Here is a 16,540-nt window from a genome sequence, read left to right as displayed (position 1 = left end):
CGCTGATGCGCTACGACTCCCCGCTCGCCGCGGTGGGCAACACCCCTCTGGTGCGCCTGCCACGCCTTTCGCCGTCCGCCGACGTCCGGATCTGGGCGAAGCTGGAGGACCGCAACCCGACGGGCTCGGTCAAGGACCGCCCGGCCCTGCACATGGTCGAACAGGCGGAGAAGGACGGCCGGTTGACGCCGGGCTGCACGATCCTGGAGCCGACGAGCGGGAACACCGGCATCTCGCTGGCCATGGCGGCGAAGCTCAAGGGCTACCGCATGGTGTGCGTGATGCCGGAGAACACCTCTCAGGAGCGGCGGGACCTGCTGGCCATGTGGGGCGCGGAGATCATCTCCAGCCCCGCGGCCGGCGGTTCCAACACCGCCGTGCGCGTCGCGAAGGAACTGTCGGCCGAGCACCCCGACTGGGTGATGCTCTACCAGTACGGGAACCCCGACAACGCGGGCGCCCACTACGCGACGACGGGCCCCGAAATCCTGGCGGACCTCCCCTCCATCACGCACTTCGTCGCCGGCCTGGGCACGACGGGCACCCTGATGGGCGTCGGCCGCTACCTCCGGGAGAACAAGCCGGACGTGAAGATCATCGCCGCGGAGCCGCGCTACGACGACCTCGTGTACGGCCTGCGCAACCTGGACGAGGGATTCGTTCCCGAGCTGTACGACGCGTCGGTCCTCACCTCCCGCTTCTCGGTCGGCTCCGCCGACGCGGTCACCCGCACCCGTGAGCTCCTCCAGCAGGAGGGCATCTTCGCGGGCGTCTCCACCGGGGCCGCGCTGCACGCCGCGATCGGCGTCGGCAAGAAGGCGCTCGCCGCCGGGGAGTCCGCCGACATCGTCTTCGTCGTCGCCGACGGCGGCTGGAAGTACCTGTCGACGGGCGTCTACACCGCCGCGACCACAGAAGAAGCCATCGAAACCCTCCAGGGCCAGCTCTGGGCGTAGGCCGCACGGGCGGCGGCGCGGATGTGTTCTCGCCCCCGCCGCCCCTACCCGTTTCATTCCTACTTGGGGGCTCCGCCCCCAAACCCCCGATCGGCCTGAACGGCCTCGTCCTCAAACGCCGGGCGGGCTGAGGCTCTCAGGGGCGCGGGGAACTGCGCGACCAGCCCCCACCGGCCCGCAGCCGAAAGACCACCCCTCGGGGTCTGGGGCGGAGCCCCAGGAGGATGATGGGGGTCCCCCCTGCTCGAGCGAAGCCGAGAGCTTGGGGGAGGGTAGGGGCGGCGGGGGCGAGGGACGGGCTCAGCCGGCCAAGTAGCGGACCTGGTCCCAAAGGACCGGATCCACCACCCCCACCCGCCGCCGAAACTCCCACATGGGCACCTCGCGCAGCTCATCCGTCTCCAGGAAGCTCGCCCGCCCATGGGCATCGCCGACGGCACCCGGCGGCAACGGAATCACCCCGGCCCGCTCGTCGTGGTACTTGCTCGTGATCTTCGCGACGGTCACCCGTTCGCCCCGCACGGCCAGCACCAGACACGGCCGGTCCTTCTCCCCGGGCCCGTCCTCGTACGGAACCTTCGCCCACCAGATCTCCGCCGGCCGCGGCCGAGGCACCCGGGGCCGCTTGCGCACCCCGGCCGGCGGCCGCCCGGGCGGCCGAGTCCGACCGACGGCGCGGTCCGGGCGGCCCGCTCGGCGCCCACGGCGCCCACGGCGCCCCCAGCCGTCCACCAGCGTCGCGACCAGCGCGAGCAGCACCACGGCCGCCAGCGCGAGCCACCAGGACGTGTCCATACCAAAGAAGGTACCGGCGCGCACTCCGCCCCGCCCGCCGCCCGCGAGAACCGGGGATCCGACCTCCGGTCGACCATCCATCCGAACCGGTGACACCACAGGTGAGTTCGCCCACAACAGCCCCTGGTGGAGGAGCGACCCGCCCTTTTGCGCCTTACGCTCGACGGACCGCACGACCCCCGTTCCCGTATCTGCACCCGAGTACCTGCACCCCGCATCTACTCTCTGCACTTCCTGTCAGCGCGGAGGTTCCAGCTCCTATGAAGCTCACCGTCGTCGGCTGCTCGGGGTCGTTCCCGTCCGCGGAATCGGCCTGCTCGAGCTACCTCGTCGAGGCCGACGGCTTCAGGCTGCTTCTCGACATGGGCAATGGTGCCCTTGGCGAGCTGCAGCGCCACTGCGGTCTCTACGACCTCGACGCGATCTTCCTCAGCCATCTGCACGCCGACCACTGCATCGACATGTGCGCGTACTTCGTCGCGCGCTACTACCGCCACGACGGCGGCCGCTGCGACCCGCTCCCCGTCTACGGACCCGAGGGCACGGAACAGCGACTGACCACCGCGTACGCGGACACTCCCACCGCCTCCTCGATGAGCGAGGTCTTCGACTTCCACACCGTCAAACCGGCCACGTTCGAGATCGGCCCGTTCACCGTGCACACGGAGCGGGTGCGCCACCCCGTGGAGGCGTACGCCATCCGCATCGAGCACGACGGGAAGTCGCTGACGTACTCCGGGGACACCGGTGTCACCGACGCGCTGGACGAACTCGCCCGGGACACCGACCTGTTCCTCTGCGAGGCCGCGTTCACGCACGGCAAGGAGAAGATCCCCGACCTGCACCTCAACGGCCGCGAAGCGGGCGAGAGCGCCGACCGCGCCGGCGCCCGTCGCCTGCTGCTCACCCACATCCCGCCGTGGACGGACCCCGCGGTCAACCTCGCCGACGCACGCGAGGTCTTCGACGGTCCGGTGGAGCTGGCGGTGCCGAGGGTGACGTACGAGATCTAGATCCTGGGGGGACCCGGTCCGTACAGGCGGCCCCAGGACCTGTCCGGGCATCGGGCAGCGGTCAGTCGTGGACCGTCATTCCGAAGCCGCCGTCGAGGCGTATCGACTCCATCAGCATGAAGGCGTTGCTCTCGGTGAAGACGTCGGCGGCGGCGAGGGTCCCGGTGTACTTGGTCACGACCGGGCGTGAGGCCACCGCGATCACCTCGTCGAGGTAGGTCTTCACCGCGGCCCAGGTGTTGTTGCCGTACTTGACGAAGTACGGCGTCGCGTCGACGGTCGTGAGTGCGCGGCGGATCTCCGTGTCGAGGTCGGCCATGTAGTCCTGGTGGATCTTGAGGTCGTGCCGCGTCCCCAGCCGGCCGAGGTGGCCTCCGATGAAGGTGGTCCACGGGTACGTCAGGGCCTTGGCCGGCGCCAGCAGCGAGCCCGGGATGTCCTCGTTGATGTTGAGGTTCGCGAACGGCACCCAGCCGGGCAGGGCGATGTCCACGAGCATCAGCGTGTCGTGGTCGGGCAGGTGGATGTAGATGTTGTCCGGGGTGTGGTTGGCGCCGTGCCACGCGAGTTCGATGCGCTCCCCGCCGATGTGGAGCACCCGGTGGTCGTCGAAGGTCTCCTCGGGCGCCGGCTTGTTGGGGTCGTTGTCCCGTATGAGCAGTCTGCGGGTCTCGGAGTGCCCGATCCGGGTCACCCGCCGGCCGAAGATGCCCGACCCGCCCGCGTGGTCGGAGTGGTGGTGCGAATAGATCAGGTGCGTGACCTTGTTGGTCAGCCCGCTGGGCTTGGTCACGTCGTCGATCGCGCGCTGGATGTTGTGGCCGAGCGACGGCGGCGCGTCGAGGAGCACCACGCCGTCGCGGGTGGTCAGGAAGGCCGAGACGTAGGTTCCGTCGGTGACCCAGTACAGGTTCCGTTTGATCCGACCGACGTAGTAGCCCTGGCTGTTGATCGCCGGGCCGAGCGACGACGGGGGAACCGGGGCGTAGTCGGGCAGGTCGGTTGTGTCGGCGGCGACGGCCGGTGAGCCCAGTGCCGTGTCCGCGACGACGGAGCCGATCGCGGGCACCGCGGCGAGCGCGGCGGCGCGTGCCAGGAGGCTTCGGCGGGTGGCGTGGGTATCCATGTTCCGGACCTCTTCTCTGCAAGGCCTATGACGTGTCTCCGCAAGGCCTGTGACTTGCTTGACGGAGCAACCATAGAATCATTTGATTGCTTGGGCAAGGAATCTGACTGCCTCGTGGACGCCGCGGGCCGACTTCTGCCGGCTGCTGTCGATCCGTGCCGGCCGGCGGCGTCCGGGGCCTGCAACTACGGCTGTGGGATCAGAAGTTCGCGCCGGCGAGCGCGTTCAGGAAGACCTGCGGGTTCCAGTACTCCCGGTAGTTCACGATGAGACCGTCGCGGAAGGTCACGAAGGTCGCGTAACTCATGTTGTAGGGATTGCCGTTGGACACCACGCTGCCCTTCACGCTCCACTCCGCGATCGCCACGTTCTCGTCGTCGGTCGGATAGACGCGCACCGCCGGGATCTCCCGCACGTCGATGACGTCGGGGTAGCCGCGGAGGTAGTCGAAGAGGGCCTCGCGCCCCTCGATGCGCGCCGGCGCCCCCTCCGGGGCGAACGGGAACTCGGCGACGACATCGTCGGCGCACAGGTCCGTCCAGGCCTTCATGTCCTTTGCGAGGAAGGCGTCGAGGCTGCGCCGCAGCAGGTCCACAGCCGAGGGGGTGTTGCTCATCTTGCGCTCCGATCGTGGAAGGCGTCCGCCGGGGGAGGCGGCTGCCTGGGGGATTGACCGTGATGGTCCGCAGGGCTCTCGGAGTCGGGGACCGTCGCACGCGCACTCATGACTCGGGCGAGCGGTTTCGGCACCCCGTCGGCCCGGCGGATGCCCCGAGATTATCACTGTGTAAGTGACACAGCGACACTTATGGCGAAGCGGGACCACGGAAAGCGGGACCACGAGCCACCCCGTCGGGCGCTCACCATTCGAGCGGCATCGTGAACTTTCCGAGACGGGCGACCGCGTCGGCGAGTTCCGCGATCGTGGTGTGGTCCAGCTCCGCCTCGAATGCCTCGCGAGCGCGGGTCAGAGCGGGCTGGAGGGCGTCCACGATGTTGCTGCCGACCGCGCAGTCGGCCGGCGGCGGTGTGCGGTGCATGGTGAACAGCCGGGTGTCCTCCACCGCCTCGTACACCTCCAGCAGTCGCATCTCCTCGGCCGGCTTGGCCAGGAGCGCGCCACCGCCCGCCCCGAGTTGGGACTTGGTGAGGCCCGCGCTGCTCAGCCGGGAGAGCAGGCCCCGGATCACGACAGGACTCGTGTGGGCCGAGTAGGCGAGGTCTTCGGAGCGCAGGGGCTTGTCGCCGCTGACCGCGAGGGCGACCAGGGCGTGGACGGCGACGACGAAGCGGCTGCTGGTAGGCATTGCGGTCCCGAAGTGTGTAAGGGCGGGTGCACGCGCGTCCGCACCGGCCCGTACCCGGGAGGTGCTGCGGCGTGTGGCGGTATCACGTCCCACTATGCCGCAGCGGCGGCGGCCCTGAGCCGGTCGCCGCCGCGCCCGGCGGCCGGGGGTTCCCGGCGCCTGTGACCTACGTGACTTGCCGTGTGGTCGACAGTGGGCGCACAATTGCTTGCCAGAGCAAGTTGTTGCGTGGAGCGCCGCGCTCGCGGCCACCGCGGTCCACCGACCGGCGTCGCGAAACGAGGAGATGAACCATGACTGATGTCTCGACCTCACGGGTCGCGGTGGTGACCGGCGGAGACGGCGCGATCGGCGGGGCGATCGTCCGTGAACTCGCCCGGCTGGGCCACCGCGTCGTGGTGCTGGACCGCGCCGGGGACATCGCGTGCGATCTCGGTGTGGAACAGGACGTACGGAGGGCTGCCGCCGAAGTGCTCGAGACGTACGGCCGGGTCGATGTTCTCGTCCACTCGGCCGCCGCGAGCGACCTGGTGGAACTCGACACCGTCGACCTCGCCACCTGGCGACGGATCCAGGCCGTCAACGTGGAGTCGGCTCTGTTGTTGTCCCAGGCCTTCACCCCCGGTATGAGGGAGCGCGGGTTCGGCAGGATCGTGCTCATCACCTCCGACACCGTCTGGAAGCCACCCAGCGCCGACCTGCTCGGCTACATCACGAGCAAAGGAGCCCTCACCGCGTTCGGGCGCACCCTGGCCGTCGCGCTGGGCAAGGACGGTATCGCCGTGACGTCCGTGGCGCCGGGGCTCACCCGCACCCCGGCGACCGCGTATCAGCCCGACGAGGCGTTCGCCATGGCCGAGGCGACCCAGGCACTGCCCCGTCCGCTCGTCCCCGAGGACGTCGCGGCAACCGTGGGTTTCCTGGCCTCCGAGGCCGCGGAGGCGCTGACCGGCCAGGTCCTGACCGTGGACGGCGGCAGCCTGATGCGATGAGGGTGCCGACGTGACGAAGGCCCCTGCGGCCCAGCGATCGCTGGGCCGCAGGGGCCTTCGTCACGTCGTGGTTCGGTCACGTCGTGGCGGGCCTCACGCCTTCGTGAGGTCCTCGAGCTCCTCCTCGGGCTCGCGGCCCGGCGTGGGGAGATTCCACTTGATGATGGCGAAGCGGAAGACCGCGTAGTAGACCACCGCGAAGACCAGGCCGATCGGGATGATCATCCAGGGCTTGGTGGCCAGGTTCCAGTTCAGGAAGTAGTCGATGGCACCGGCCGAGAAGCTGAAGCCGTGGTGGACGCCCAGGGCCCAGGTGACGGCCATCGACAGGGCGGTCAGGACCGCGTGGATCACGTACAGGACCGGCGCGATGAACATGAAGGCGAACTCGATCGGCTCGGTGATACCCGTGACGAAGGAGGTCAGCGCGAGCGACAGCATCATGCCGCCGACCGCCTTGCGTCGCTCGGGACGCGCGCAGTGCGTGATCGCCAGGGCGGCGGCCGGGAGCGCGAACATCATGATGGGGAAGAAGCCCGTCATGAACTGGCCGGCGGTCGGGTCACCGTGGAAGAAACGCGGCAGGTCACCGTGCCACACGGCACCGGTGGAGTCCTTGTAGGAGCCGATCTCCTGCCAGGCCACGGTGTTCACGAACTGGTGCATGCCGACTGGGAGCAGCGCGCGGTTGATCGCGCCGAAGATGCCCGCGCCGACGGCGCCGAGGCCGGTCATCCACTGGCCGAAGTCGGTGATGACGTTGCCGATCGGCTCCCAGACCAGACCGAAGAACACGCCGACGGCCGTGCCGATGAAGGCCATCAGGATCGGGACCAGGCGGCGGCCGTTGAAGAAGCCCAGCCAGTCGGGAAGCTTGGTGCGGTGGAACCGCTGCCAGGTGACGGCGGCTATGAGTCCCATGATGATGCCGCCGAGGACTTTGGGGTCGTTGTACGTTGCGGCGACGTCCGCGCCCTTGGTGACCTTGGCGTCGGTGATCGGGAACGCGGTGAGTACGTTCTTGTAGACCAGGAAGCCGACCAGCGCCGCCAGCGCCGTGGAGCCGTCGGCCTTCTTGGCGAAGCCGATGGCGATGCCGACGCAGAACAGCAGCGGCAGGTTGCTGAACACGGCGTCGCCGGCGGTCATGAACACGGCCGCGACCTTGTTCCAGCCGAGGCCGTCCTTGCCGAACACGTCGGCCTGTCCGAGGCGGAGCAGGATGCCCGCTGCCGGCAGCACGGCGATCGGGAGCTGCAAGCTGCGGCCGACCTTCTGCAGGCCCTGGAACAGACCGGATCCCCGCTTCTTCGCGGGTGCCGCCGTTGCGCTGGCGGTGCTCATAGTTCCTCCATGTGCCGGTGCTGCCGGGGGACGGGAAGGGCAAAGAATGGGGCGGGCAGCATCCGCGTGGTCTACACCACTCAGTGGTGTAGACCTGTTGTAGCACGGTGAAGGTGAGATAAGGAACCCGCGAATTTTGTGGCCCGGGTCATAAGAGGACGAACCGGTTCCGGACACGCCGAAGCCGCGCCCCGAAAGAGGCGCTGGCCCGCGGCCCGTGAACGAACCGCCTACGGCTTGGTCGTGTCCTCGTGCTCCTCCTCCGGCTCCCTGCCCGGAGTCTTCAGGTCGAACTTCGTGATCGCGAACCGGAAGATCACGTAGTACACGACGGCGAAGCACAGCCCGATCGGCACGATCGCCCACGGCTTGGTCGCCAGATGCCAGTTGATGACGTAGTCGATGACTCCGGCGGAGAAGCCGAAACCGTCATGCACGCCCAACCCCCAGGTCACCGCCATCGACACCCCCGTCAGCAGCGCGTGGATCACGTACAGCACGGGCGCGACGAACAGGAAGGAGTACTCGAGCGGTTCCGTGATGCCCGTGACGAACGAGGTCAGCGCGACCGACAGCATGAGCCCGCCGATCTCCTTGCGGCGCTCGGGCCGGGCGCAGTGCGTGATGGCCAGGGCCGCCGCAGGCAGCGCGAACATCATGATGGGGAAGAAGCCGGACGTGAACTGCCCGGCGTTCGGGTCGCCCGCCAGGAACATGGTGATGTCACCGTGCACGACCGTCCCGTCCGGCGCGGTGTAGCTGCCGAACTGGAACCAGACGGGCACGTTCAGGAACTGGTGCAGACCGACCACCAGCAGCGCCCGGTTGGCCACGCCGAAGACACCGGCACCCCAGGAGCCGAGTCCCACCAGCCAGTCGCTGAAGTGCTCGAGGCCCCGCCCCACCGGCGGCCAGACCCACAGGCACAGCACGGCGAACGCGATCGCCGCGAACGCCATGATGATCGGCACCAGCCGCCGCCCGTTGAAGAACCCGAGCCAGTCGACCAGCCTGGTGCGGTGGTAGCGCTGCCAGACGTACGCGGTCATCAGCCCCATGACGATGCCGCCGAAGACCCCCGGATTCTGGTACGTGAACGGGGCCACCGAGGAGTCGGCCGCCTGGCAGCCGATGTTCGTGAGAGCCTTCGCCCCGCCCGGGCAGCTCACCGGGAACTGGCGCAGCACGTTGTAGTAGACGAGGAAGCCGGCGACCGCCGCGAGCGCCGTCGACCCGTCCGACTTCTTCGCCATGCCGATGGCCACGCCCACGCAGAACAGCATCGGCAGCCCGAGCGAGCCGTCGAGCAGCGCGCCGCCGGCACCTCGCATGATCTTGGAGACGTTGTCCCAGCCGAGCCCCTCGGCGCCGAACACGCCAGGCTGGCCGAGCCCGATGAGAAGACCCGCGGCCGGCAGCACGGCGATCGGCAGCTGGAGGCTGCGGCCCATCTTCTGCAGCCCCTGGAACAGCTTGTTCCAGCGGGCCCGTGCGGGCGCGGGGGCGCTGTCGGCACTCATGGGCGTCCTCCGGGCGGGGCCGGGTTGGCGACTGCACGCCCACTGGTGTAGACCAGTCGACGAACGGTTGCGCTGTCGTGAACGCCATCATTCGGTACGCGCGACATGGCCGCTCGCAAAGATGGGCCAACTGTGGGTTACTGCGACAAAGCGGTTCTGATCAGGGAGTAGGACATGGCCACGAAGGCTGAGAAGATCGTCGCCGGGCTCGGCGGCATCGACAACATCGAAGAGGTCGAGGGCTGCATCACCCGCCTGCGTACCGAGGTCGTGGACCCGAGCAAGGTCGACGAGGCCGCCCTGAAGGCCGCCGGCGCCCACGGAGTCGTCAAGATGGGCACCGCCATCCAGGTCGTCATCGGCACGGACGCCGACCCCATCGCCGCGGACATCGAAGACATGATGTGAACCGAGAAGTCACGATACGAAGCGACGCGAACCGACGTGCGTCGATGTGAGTCGATGTGAGTCGATGTGAGCCGAAGGGGCACCCTTGAGCCCCCCACCTCACCCTTGAGTGGCCGCTTCCGCAACCGGAGGCGGCCCCTCAGCCGTATGCGGCTAGGCTCAACGCCATGTCTCGAATCGACGGCCGCACCCCCGAACAACTGCGCCCCATCACCATCCAGCGCGGCTGGAGCAAGCACGCCGAGGGCTCCGTCCTCGTCTCCTTCGGCGACACCAAGGTGTTCTGCACCGCCTCCGTCACCGAGGGCGTCCCGCGCTGGCGCAAGGGCAGCGGAGAGGGCTGGGTCACCGCCGAGTACTCCATGCTTCCCCGCGCCACGAACACCCGCGGAGACCGCGAGTCGGTCCGCGGCAAGATCGGCGGCCGCACGCACGAGATCTCCCGCCTCATCGGCCGCTCCCTGCGCGCCGTCATCGACTACAAGGCGCTCGGCGAGAACACCATCGTCCTCGACTGCGACGTCCTCCAGGCCGACGGCGGCACGCGCACGGCGGCCATCACCGGCGCGTACGTGGCGCTGGCCGACGCGATCACCTGGGCGCAGGGCAAGAAGCTGGTCAAGCCCGGCCGCAAGCCCCTGACCGGCACCGTCTCCGCCGTCTCGGTCGGCATCGTCGGCGGGATCCCCCTCCTGGACCTCTGCTACGAGGAGGACGTGAAGGCCGACACCGACATGAACGTCGTCTGCACCGGCGACGGACGCTTCGTCGAGGTCCAGGGCACCGCGGAAGCCGAGCCCTTCGACCGCAAGGAGCTGAACGCCCTGCTCGACCTCGCCGTCGCCGGCTGCGACGAGCTCGCGGCGATCCAGCGGGCGGCCCTCGAGGCAACCGCGGAATAACCCTTCGCGTTCTTAGGGGTACGGGCGTACGGTCCAGCCGTGCGCCCCCGTCGGCCCTCGCACGGGCCGAGCCGACCGCGCCACGGGGTCGACCACATGTTTGTCCACGGGGAGGGACCGTTCCATGGCCGCGCGCCACCGACGCCGCACAGCCGCATTCGCCGTCGCCGCCGTACTCGTCGCCCTGCCGGCGGCCGTGGGCTGCGACGCCGTCAACAAGGCCCTGGACTGTGTCCAGACCGCCGACTCCATCGCCGACAGCGTCACCAGCCTCCAGCAGGCCGTGGAGAACGCGGCGAACGACCCGACGCAGACCGACGAGTCCCTCAACGCGATCGAGAACAACCTCGACAAGATCGGCGACAAGACGGACAACGCCGACGTCAACAAAGCGGTCGACGACCTGAACAAGGCCGTCGGCAACGTCCGTACGGCCATCAAGAACGGCGACAACACCCCCGACGTCAGCCCGGTCACCGACGCGGCCGGAGAGCTGACCAAGGTCTGCACGCCGTAACGACCACCGGGCGGACCCGGGAAAGGGCCTCAGCGATACTGATGGCCATGACCCGCCTGATCCTCGCCACCCGCAACGCCGGAAAGATCACCGAGCTGAAGGCGATCCTCGCCGACGCAGGTATCTCCCATGACCTCGTCGGCGCGGAGGCCTATCCGGACATCCCCGACGTCAAGGAAACCGGCGTCACCTTCGCCGAGAACGCCCTCCTCAAAGCGCACGCCCTGGCCCAGGCCACCGGCCTGCCCGCCGTCGCCGACGACTCCGGCCTCTGCGTGGACGTCCTGAACGGCGCCCCCGGCATCTTCTCCGCCCGCTGGGCGGGACGGCACGGGGACGACCGCGCGAACCTGGACCTGCTCCTCGCCCAGCTCTCGGACATCTCCGAGGAACACCGGGGCGCCCACTTCGCCTGCGCGGCGGCGCTCGCCCTGCCGGACGGCACGGAGCGCGTCGTCGAGGGCCAGCTGAGGGGCACCCTGCGCCACACCCCCACCGGCACCCACGGCTTCGGCTACGACCCCATCCTCCAGCCGGAGGGCGACACCCGAACCTGCGCCGAACTCTCCCCCGAGGAGAAGAACGCGATCAGCCACCGGGGGAAGGCGTTCCGGGGGCTGGTGCCGGTGGTTCGGGAGCTGTTGGGCTGAGAGCGCACACGAGAACGGCCTGCGCATCTTCCGATTCGCAGGCCGTTTGCTGTGCGGCGGAAGGGATTCGAACCCTCAAGCCGTTTCACGGGCCACAGATCCTAAGTCTGCTGCGTCGCCGTTGCGCCACCGCCGCTCGCCGCCTGCCATCGTACCGGGAGTCGCCCGCCGCTTTCCGCCTCCCCTGCACCAGGTGCTCGTGCCCGCGTGGCAGTTGGGGCGCGGCAACCGCGGATTCCCACGCCGGTCGTCATGGGTCCGTACGAGGAGTCGACCGAGGCCGAGTACCGGCTTCGATCGACGTCGCCGATCGCGTTGTGGGATGCGTACGGGCTGCCCGGGAGGCGCGCGGACCTGACCGGCGTGCAGGATCGGCCGCTTCCGCTGGAGCAACTGCGCATCGCCGACGGTGCTTTGGTGTTCCGGTTGGAGAACCGGGTGCCCGGTCAGTGCCCCGACGTCATCTTCAGGCCCACCACCGCGACCAGGAGCAGGCAGACGAAGAAGATGCGGGCGGCGGTCGCCGGTTCGCCGAGGACGAGCATGCCCAGTACCGCCGCGCCGGCCGCGCCGATGCCGACCCAGACGCCGTAGGCGGTGCCGATGGGGAGGGACTTGGCGGCGTAGGAGAGCAGGACCATGCTCGCGATGATGCCCGCGCCGGTGAGGACGCTGGGGACGAGGCGGGTGAAGCCGTCGGTGTACTTCATGCCGATCGACCAGCCGACTTCGAGCAGACCGGCGACGAGCAGCAGGATCCAGGCCATGAGAGGCACCTCCGTGAGTGATCAACAGGGGTGCGTCGTCTTTGCCTGGGAGCGCATTCGCTCTCCGCCCGGTACGGCGCGTCTCGTCGGGGTCCTTCCAACGCCTTCCACGGTAGCAAAGCACAGGCAAAAGGGGCTGGTGACCATGGTCACCAGCCCCGTCAGATCGGCTACGCCCTACAAATACAAGCCGGTCGAGTCCTCGGAGCCCTCGAAGCGGTCCGCCGCCACGGCGTGCAGATCGCGCTCGCGCATCAGCACGTACGCGATTCCCCGCACCTCGACCTCGGCCCGGTCCTCGGGGTCGTAGAGGACACGGTCGCCGGGTTCCACCGTCCGTACGTTCTGCCCGACCGCGACGACCTCGGCCCAGGCGAGGCGCCGCCCGACGGCCGCCGTCGCGGGGATCAGGATGCCGCCGCCGGAACGCCGCTCGCCCTCGGCGGCGTCCTGCCGGACCAGCACGCGGTCGTGCAGCATCCGGATGGGCAACTTGTCGTGGTGGGGGGTCTGCTTGTCCCGATTGGCGCTCACGTCCCGAACCTACCTGCCTTTGAGCCGTCCGTACGCAGCCGGGTCGCGCCCGGCCGGGTCGAGTCGAGCCGGGGTCGAGCCGAGTCGAGCCGCGGTCGAGCCGAGCCGGAGTCGAGTCGAGCCGTTGTCAGCGCTTGCGGCGCCGTGAGCCCACGACGAGCAGGCCCACGACCCCGACCGCCACGAGCGCCAGGGGCACGATGCGCTCCAGGCGCGGCGCGCCGTCCTCGGTGACGAGCTGGCCCTTCGCGTCGCCGACCACCCGGTTGACGCCGACGTAGGCGCGGCCGAGCGTGTGGTCGATCTGGGAGGCGACCTTGGCCTTGGCGTCCCCGACGATCGTCTTCGGGTGGACCCGCACGCCGATCTCGTCGAGCGTCTCGGCGAGTGTTTCGCGGCGGCGCTTGATGTCCGCCTCGATCTGCGCCGGAGTCCTGGTATCCGACGTTCTCGACGTATCCGACACCGCGCTGCCTCCGTGGTCGTGTTCCGATCTTTGTCTCTGTGCCGCCGACAGTCTGTCAGCTCGGGCCGCCGCTCACCCCTCGGCACCCCCATTACGCTCGTTCCCGTAGTTCCGTAAGCATTCACCCCGGCCACGTGAGGTTCCGATGAGCGAGCGACTCCAGCCCGGCGACACCGCCCCCGCCTTCACCCTGCCCGACGCCGACGGCAACGAGGTCTCCCTCGCCGACCACAAGGGCCGCAAGGTCATCGTCTACTTCTACCCGGCCGCCCTGACCCCAGGCTGCACGAAGCAGGCCTGCGACTTCACGGACAACCTCGACCTGCTGGCCGGTGCCGGGTACGACGTCATCGGCGTCTCCCCGGACAAGCCCGAGAAGCTCGCCAAGTTCCGCGAGAAGGAGTCCCTGAAGGTCACCCTGGTCGGCGACCCCGACAAGACCGTCCTGGAGGCGTACGGCGCCTTCGGTGAGAAGAAGCTGTACGGCAAGACGGTCGTCGGCGTCATCCGCTCCACGGTGATCGTGGACGAGGAGGGCAAGGTCGAGCGGGCGCTGTACAACGTCAAGGCGACCGGCCACGTGGCGAAGATCATCAAGGATCTGGCGATCTGAGGATCCGGGTTCCCGCGGGTCACTGTTGCGGGTCACTGTTTTCGTGACGTCAGTCCGCTCAGTGGCCCGGCTCCCGCGGTCGTCCCCGCCGTACCGCCGCCGTCCGTGCTCCCGCCCGACGGGGCCGCGGTGTCGCCACCGGTGGTGGTGCCCGCGTCCGTCGTGCCGCCGGTGGTCGTCCCGTCGGTCGTGCCGCCCCCGGTGGTGGTGCCGCCGTCGGTCTGGCCCTGCGTCTGCCCTTGGGTCTGGCCGTCCGTCTGGCCCTGGGTCTGGCCGTCGGTCTGCCCCTGGGTCTGGCCCTGTGTCTGATCCGGGGGCGGGCTCTGGGAGGCCGTCCCGCCGGTGGTCTGGCCCCCGTTGTCCTGGCCACCGGTGCCGGGGGTCTGGTCGGTGGGGCCGGTGCTCGGGAGCTGCTGCTCCTCCGCGCCCGGCTGGAGCCGCAGGTCGAAGTCCTTCGGGCTGCTGCCCTTGAGCGCGGCCTTCGTGTACTGCGCCCAGATCTGCGCCGGGTAGCCGCCGCCGTTGACACGGGCCTGGCCGAGGGCGCCGTAGAGGGACTCGTGGGTGCCGGTGTCGGGGTCCTGGCCCATGACGGAGACGACGGTGGCGAGGTCGGGTGTGTAGCCCGCGAACCAGGCCGCCTGGTCCTCCTCCGCGGTGCCGGTCTTGCCCGCGGCGGGCCGGCCGGCGGCCAGCGCGGCGGTACCGGTACCGCCCTCGACGACGCTCTGCAGGATGGACGTGGTGGTGTCGGCGGCCTCCCGGCTCACCGCCTGCCTGGTGTCCTGCTTGGGCAGGCTCACGGCCGACGTGCCGTCCTTGGTGACCTTCTCGACGAGCGTGTACGTGCCGTGCTTGCCGTGGTTGGCGAGTGTCGCGTACGCCTCCGCCATGTCGAGGACGCTGGCCGTGGACGGGCCGAGCGCGATGGACGGGGTGGCGGTCAGGTCGGGTGTGGTGGAGGGGACACCGAGGTCGACGGCGGTCTGCTTGACCTTGCTCGGGCCGACGTCCACGGCCATCTGCGCGTACACGGCGTTCACCGACTTGTCGGTGGCGGTGCGTACCGTGATGGGCCCGTACGAGCGGTTGTCCTCGTTCTCGGGCGCGTACGAGCCGCCGCTCCAGCCCTGCACGGGGCGCTTGTTGGTGCCGTCGTAGACCGTGTTCGGGGTGATCGTGCGGCCGTCCTGCGTCTGCGAGCCGTTCTGCACGGCCGAGGTGAAGACGAACGGCTTGAAGGTCGAGCCGACTTGGTAGTCACGGCGCGTCGCGTTGTTGACGTACTGCTTGGTGTAGTCGATGCCGCCGTACATCGCGACGACCTTGCCGGTGGCCGGGTCGATGGAGACGCCGCCGGCGCGGACGTACCGGTCGACCTTGCGGTTCTTCTTGTCGAGGTTCGACATCACCTGGTCGTCGACGGCCTTCACGAAGGCGTTCTGCCGCGACTTCTGGAGCGTGGTCGTGATGCGGTAGCCGCCGGTGGTCAGGGTGTCCTCGTCGATGATCTTGTTCGAGACGAGGTAGTCCTTGACCGCCTGCACCAGGTAGCCGCGCTGGCCCGACATGGCGGCGGCGACCACTTCCTGCTTGGGCTGCGGGAAGGTGACCTTGGTCCGGTCCGCCTGGGTCAGCCAGTTCTTCTTGACCATGCCGTCGAGGACGTAGTTCCAGCGGGCGACGGCCGCGGACTTGTTCTCCGGGTGCGCGACCACGTCGTACTCGCTCGGCGCGTTCAGGAGCGCGGCGAGGTAGGCACCCTGACCGACCGTCAGGTTCTTTGCGTCGACGCCGTAGTACGCCTGGGCGGCGGCCTGGATGCCGTACGCGTTGCGGCCGTAGTAGCTGGTGTTGAGGTAGCCCTCGAGGATGTCGTCCTTGCTCTTCTGGCGGTCGAGCTTGATGGAGATGAAGAACTCCTTCACCTTCCGCGTGGCGGTCTGCTCCTGGCCCAAGTAGTAGTTCTTCACGTACTGCTGGGTGATCGTCGAACCGGACTGCTTGCCCTTGCCGGTGGCGGTGTTCCAGCCGGCGCGGATCATCGCCTTGGGGTCGACGGCCGACTCGGTGTAGAAGTCGCGGTCCTCGGCGGCGAGCGCCGCGTGCTGGGCGTCCTTCGAGATCTCCGCGAGCGCCACGTTCTCGCGGTTGACCTCGCCGTCGCGGGCGAGTTGGCTGCCGTCCGCGTACAGGTAGACGTTGCTCTGCTTGGTCGCGGCGGCGTTCGCGGGCGGGATCTTGACCAGGTAGTAGCCGAGTGCGAACAGGCCGATCACGAGCAGTATCGCGCCGAGGAACGTGCCGAGCACCATCCGCCAGGTCGGGATGAGCCGCCCCCAGCCCGTCCGCTTCCGCCTGGGCTTCTTCCCCGGCTTGCCCGGCTTCCCCGGCGCGTCCGTCCCACCCGGATCGCCCGGTGTGTCGTCGCTGCCCGGCCCGCCCGGTGCCGCTTGGGGCCCCGGTTCCGGTTCCTTCGGGGCCCAGCCCTGGCTGCTCTGCTGCGGCTGCGGCTTGTCACTCATCTGTTCGCCGGACTCCTGTTTCGCATCGTACGTTCCCGTACGCCCTCATACGCCTGGTGCGCCCCCTGATGAAGACTGTCGCACCAAGCGTTCCGTTCCCGGATC

18 protein-coding genes and 1 tRNA gene are annotated in these 16,540 nt (G+C 69.2%); 8 read left to right on the top strand and 11 right to left on the bottom strand.

The features are described from left to right. Positions 1 to 5 precede the first annotated feature (5 nt). Complete coding sequence (locus FNV62_RS21280) at positions 6 to 956, top strand: PLP-dependent cysteine synthase family protein (RefSeq protein WP_054229697.1); 951 nt, start codon at positions 6 to 8, stop codon at positions 954 to 956. Positions 957 to 1,256: 300 nt separating this feature from the next. Here FNV62_RS21280 and FNV62_RS21275 read toward each other — a convergent pair whose 3' ends face one another. After that, positions 1,257 to 1,751 carry a type II toxin-antitoxin system PemK/MazF family toxin gene (locus FNV62_RS21275; protein ID WP_144315530.1) on the bottom strand — a complete coding sequence of 165 codons (495 nt, stop codon included), beginning with the start codon at positions 1,749 to 1,751 and terminating at the stop codon, positions 1,257 to 1,259. Between the two features lie 260 nt (positions 1,752 to 2,011). On the opposite strand from FNV62_RS21275, the gene FNV62_RS21270 reads away from it, so the two are divergent. Then, a complete protein-coding gene (locus tag FNV62_RS21270) occupies positions 2,012 to 2,764 on the top strand; it encodes an MBL fold metallo-hydrolase (RefSeq protein ID WP_097284902.1) in 753 nt (250 codons plus the stop codon). A 61-nt stretch (positions 2,765 to 2,825) separates the two neighbouring features. Here FNV62_RS21270 and FNV62_RS21265 read toward each other — a convergent pair whose 3' ends face one another. From FNV62_RS21265 to FNV62_RS21255, 3 genes are all read right to left on the bottom strand, one after another. Further along, positions 2,826 to 3,890, bottom strand: a complete 1,065-nt coding sequence (locus tag FNV62_RS21265) for an MBL fold metallo-hydrolase (protein ID WP_143601791.1) — start codon at positions 3,888 to 3,890, stop codon at positions 2,826 to 2,828. A 199-nt stretch (positions 3,891 to 4,089) separates the two neighbouring features. Beyond that, positions 4,090 to 4,506: a nuclear transport factor 2 family protein gene (locus FNV62_RS21260; protein WP_144315529.1), complete on the bottom strand. Its 417-nt coding sequence runs from the start codon at positions 4,504 to 4,506 to the stop codon at positions 4,090 to 4,092. Positions 4,507 to 4,750: 244 nt separating this feature from the next. Continuing rightward, the gene (locus FNV62_RS21255) at positions 4,751 to 5,197 is read right to left on the bottom strand and encodes an Rrf2 family transcriptional regulator (protein ID WP_060900559.1); all 447 of its coding nucleotides are present in this window, start codon (positions 5,195 to 5,197) and stop codon (positions 4,751 to 4,753) included. A 293-nt stretch (positions 5,198 to 5,490) separates the two neighbouring features. Here FNV62_RS21255 and FNV62_RS21250 point away from each other — a divergent pair, with 293 nt between their 5' ends. Further along, a complete protein-coding gene (locus FNV62_RS21250) occupies positions 5,491 to 6,189 on the top strand; it encodes an SDR family NAD(P)-dependent oxidoreductase (protein WP_143655098.1) in 699 nt (232 codons plus the stop codon). A gap of 93 nt (positions 6,190 to 6,282) precedes the next feature. Here FNV62_RS21250 and FNV62_RS21245 read toward each other — a convergent pair whose 3' ends face one another. Together FNV62_RS21245 and FNV62_RS21240 are read right to left on the bottom strand one after the other, a co-directional pair. Beyond that, entirely contained in the window at positions 6,283 to 7,533 is a 1,251-nt protein-coding gene (locus FNV62_RS21245) for a PTS transporter subunit EIIC (RefSeq protein WP_097284898.1), read from the bottom strand. Between the two features lie 230 nt (positions 7,534 to 7,763). After that, positions 7,764 to 9,053 (bottom strand): PTS transporter subunit EIIC, encoded by a 1,290-nt coding sequence (locus tag FNV62_RS21240; protein ID WP_060900561.1) that lies wholly within the window; start codon positions 9,051 to 9,053, stop codon positions 7,764 to 7,766. 174 nt (positions 9,054 to 9,227) lie between these two features. Between FNV62_RS21240 and FNV62_RS21235 the strand changes: the two genes are divergently transcribed. From FNV62_RS21235 to rdgB, 4 genes are all read left to right on the top strand, one after another. Continuing rightward, complete coding sequence (locus FNV62_RS21235; protein ID WP_030569190.1) at positions 9,228 to 9,461, top strand: glucose PTS transporter subunit EIIB; 234 nt, start codon at positions 9,228 to 9,230, stop codon at positions 9,459 to 9,461. Positions 9,462 to 9,628: 167 nt separating this feature from the next. Beyond that, positions 9,629 to 10,363, top strand: coding sequence for a ribonuclease PH (gene rph / locus FNV62_RS21230; RefSeq protein WP_054229706.1), 735 nt, complete (start codon positions 9,629 to 9,631; stop codon positions 10,361 to 10,363). 124 nt (positions 10,364 to 10,487) lie between these two features. Further along, positions 10,488 to 10,880, top strand: coding sequence for a hypothetical protein (locus tag FNV62_RS21225; RefSeq protein WP_054229707.1), 393 nt, complete (start codon positions 10,488 to 10,490; stop codon positions 10,878 to 10,880). Between the two features lie 47 nt (positions 10,881 to 10,927). Beyond that, positions 10,928 to 11,530, top strand: a complete 603-nt coding sequence (gene rdgB / locus FNV62_RS21220) for an RdgB/HAM1 family non-canonical purine NTP pyrophosphatase (RefSeq protein ID WP_097289000.1) — start codon at positions 10,928 to 10,930, stop codon at positions 11,528 to 11,530. A gap of 52 nt (positions 11,531 to 11,582) precedes the next feature. On the opposite strand, the gene FNV62_RS21215 is transcribed toward rdgB, so the two are convergent. The 4 genes from FNV62_RS21215 to FNV62_RS21200 all read right to left on the bottom strand — a co-directional run bounded on the left by FNV62_RS21215 (position 11,583) and on the right by FNV62_RS21200 (position 13,297). Further along, a tRNA-Leu gene (locus FNV62_RS21215) sits at positions 11,583 to 11,666 on the bottom strand. A gap of 310 nt (positions 11,667 to 11,976) precedes the next feature. Beyond that, positions 11,977 to 12,297: a quaternary ammonium compound efflux SMR transporter SugE gene (sugE, locus tag FNV62_RS21210; protein WP_054229708.1), complete on the bottom strand. Its 321-nt coding sequence runs from the start codon at positions 12,295 to 12,297 to the stop codon at positions 11,977 to 11,979. Positions 12,298 to 12,474: 177 nt separating this feature from the next. Continuing rightward, positions 12,475 to 12,777, bottom strand: a complete 303-nt coding sequence (locus FNV62_RS21205; RefSeq protein ID WP_187285621.1) for a GroES family chaperonin — start codon at positions 12,775 to 12,777, stop codon at positions 12,475 to 12,477. A gap of 181 nt (positions 12,778 to 12,958) precedes the next feature. After that, the gene (locus FNV62_RS21200) at positions 12,959 to 13,297 is read right to left on the bottom strand and encodes a DUF3618 domain-containing protein (protein ID WP_054229710.1); all 339 of its coding nucleotides are present in this window, start codon (positions 13,295 to 13,297) and stop codon (positions 12,959 to 12,961) included. Positions 13,298 to 13,442: 145 nt separating this feature from the next. On the opposite strand from FNV62_RS21200, the gene bcp reads away from it, so the two are divergent. Continuing rightward, a complete protein-coding gene (gene bcp / locus FNV62_RS21195) occupies positions 13,443 to 13,910 on the top strand; it encodes a thioredoxin-dependent thiol peroxidase (protein WP_054229711.1) in 468 nt (155 codons plus the stop codon). Between the two features lie 32 nt (positions 13,911 to 13,942). Here bcp and FNV62_RS21190 read toward each other — a convergent pair whose 3' ends face one another. Beyond that, positions 13,943 to 16,435 (bottom strand): transglycosylase domain-containing protein, encoded by a 2,493-nt coding sequence (locus FNV62_RS21190; protein ID WP_143601786.1) that lies wholly within the window; start codon positions 16,433 to 16,435, stop codon positions 13,943 to 13,945. Between the last annotated feature and the right edge of the window lie 105 nt (positions 16,436 to 16,540).

Source organism: Streptomyces sp. RLB3-17 (assembly GCF_007113425.2).
Taxonomy (GTDB): domain Bacteria; phylum Actinomycetota; class Actinomycetes; order Streptomycetales; family Streptomycetaceae; genus Streptomyces; species Streptomyces mirabilis_D.
This window is presented reverse-complemented; position numbering and strand designations above follow the sequence as displayed.

What these genes read in the sequence shown, in the direction of transcription:
- FNV62_RS21280 (WP_054229697.1), top strand. Translation starts at nt 6, where the DNA reads ATGCGCTACGACTCCCCGCTCGCCGCGGTGGGCAACACCCCTCTGGTG.
- FNV62_RS21275 (WP_144315530.1), bottom strand. Translation starts at nt 1,751, where the DNA reads ATGGACACGTCCTGGTGGCTCGCGCTGGCGGCCGTGGTGCTGCTCGCG.
- FNV62_RS21270 (WP_097284902.1), top strand. Translation starts at nt 2,012, where the DNA reads ATGAAGCTCACCGTCGTCGGCTGCTCGGGGTCGTTCCCGTCCGCGGAA.
- FNV62_RS21265 (WP_143601791.1), bottom strand. Translation starts at nt 3,890, where the DNA reads ATGGATACCCACGCCACCCGCCGAAGCCTCCTGGCACGCGCCGCCGCG.
- FNV62_RS21260 (WP_144315529.1), bottom strand. Translation starts at nt 4,506, where the DNA reads ATGAGCAACACCCCCTCGGCTGTGGACCTGCTGCGGCGCAGCCTCGAC.
- FNV62_RS21255 (WP_060900559.1), bottom strand. Translation starts at nt 5,197, where the DNA reads ATGCCTACCAGCAGCCGCTTCGTCGTCGCCGTCCACGCCCTGGTCGCC.
- FNV62_RS21250 (WP_143655098.1), top strand. Translation starts at nt 5,491, where the DNA reads ATGACTGATGTCTCGACCTCACGGGTCGCGGTGGTGACCGGCGGAGAC.
- FNV62_RS21245 (WP_097284898.1), bottom strand. Translation starts at nt 7,533, where the DNA reads ATGAGCACCGCCAGCGCAACGGCGGCACCCGCGAAGAAGCGGGGATCC.
- FNV62_RS21240 (WP_060900561.1), bottom strand. Translation starts at nt 9,053, where the DNA reads ATGAGTGCCGACAGCGCCCCCGCGCCCGCACGGGCCCGCTGGAACAAG.
- FNV62_RS21235 (WP_030569190.1), top strand. Translation starts at nt 9,228, where the DNA reads ATGGCCACGAAGGCTGAGAAGATCGTCGCCGGGCTCGGCGGCATCGAC.
- rph (WP_054229706.1), top strand. Translation starts at nt 9,629, where the DNA reads ATGTCTCGAATCGACGGCCGCACCCCCGAACAACTGCGCCCCATCACC.
- FNV62_RS21225 (WP_054229707.1), top strand. Translation starts at nt 10,488, where the DNA reads ATGGCCGCGCGCCACCGACGCCGCACAGCCGCATTCGCCGTCGCCGCC.
- rdgB (WP_097289000.1), top strand. Translation starts at nt 10,928, where the DNA reads ATGACCCGCCTGATCCTCGCCACCCGCAACGCCGGAAAGATCACCGAG.
- sugE (WP_054229708.1), bottom strand. Translation starts at nt 12,297, where the DNA reads ATGGCCTGGATCCTGCTGCTCGTCGCCGGTCTGCTCGAAGTCGGCTGG.
- FNV62_RS21205 (WP_187285621.1), bottom strand. Translation starts at nt 12,777, where the DNA reads ATGCTGCACGACCGCGTGCTGGTCCGGCAGGACGCCGCCGAGGGCGAG.
- bcp (WP_054229711.1), top strand. Translation starts at nt 13,443, where the DNA reads ATGAGCGAGCGACTCCAGCCCGGCGACACCGCCCCCGCCTTCACCCTG.
- FNV62_RS21190 (WP_143601786.1), bottom strand. Translation starts at nt 16,435, where the DNA reads ATGAGTGACAAGCCGCAGCCGCAGCAGAGCAGCCAGGGCTGGGCCCCG.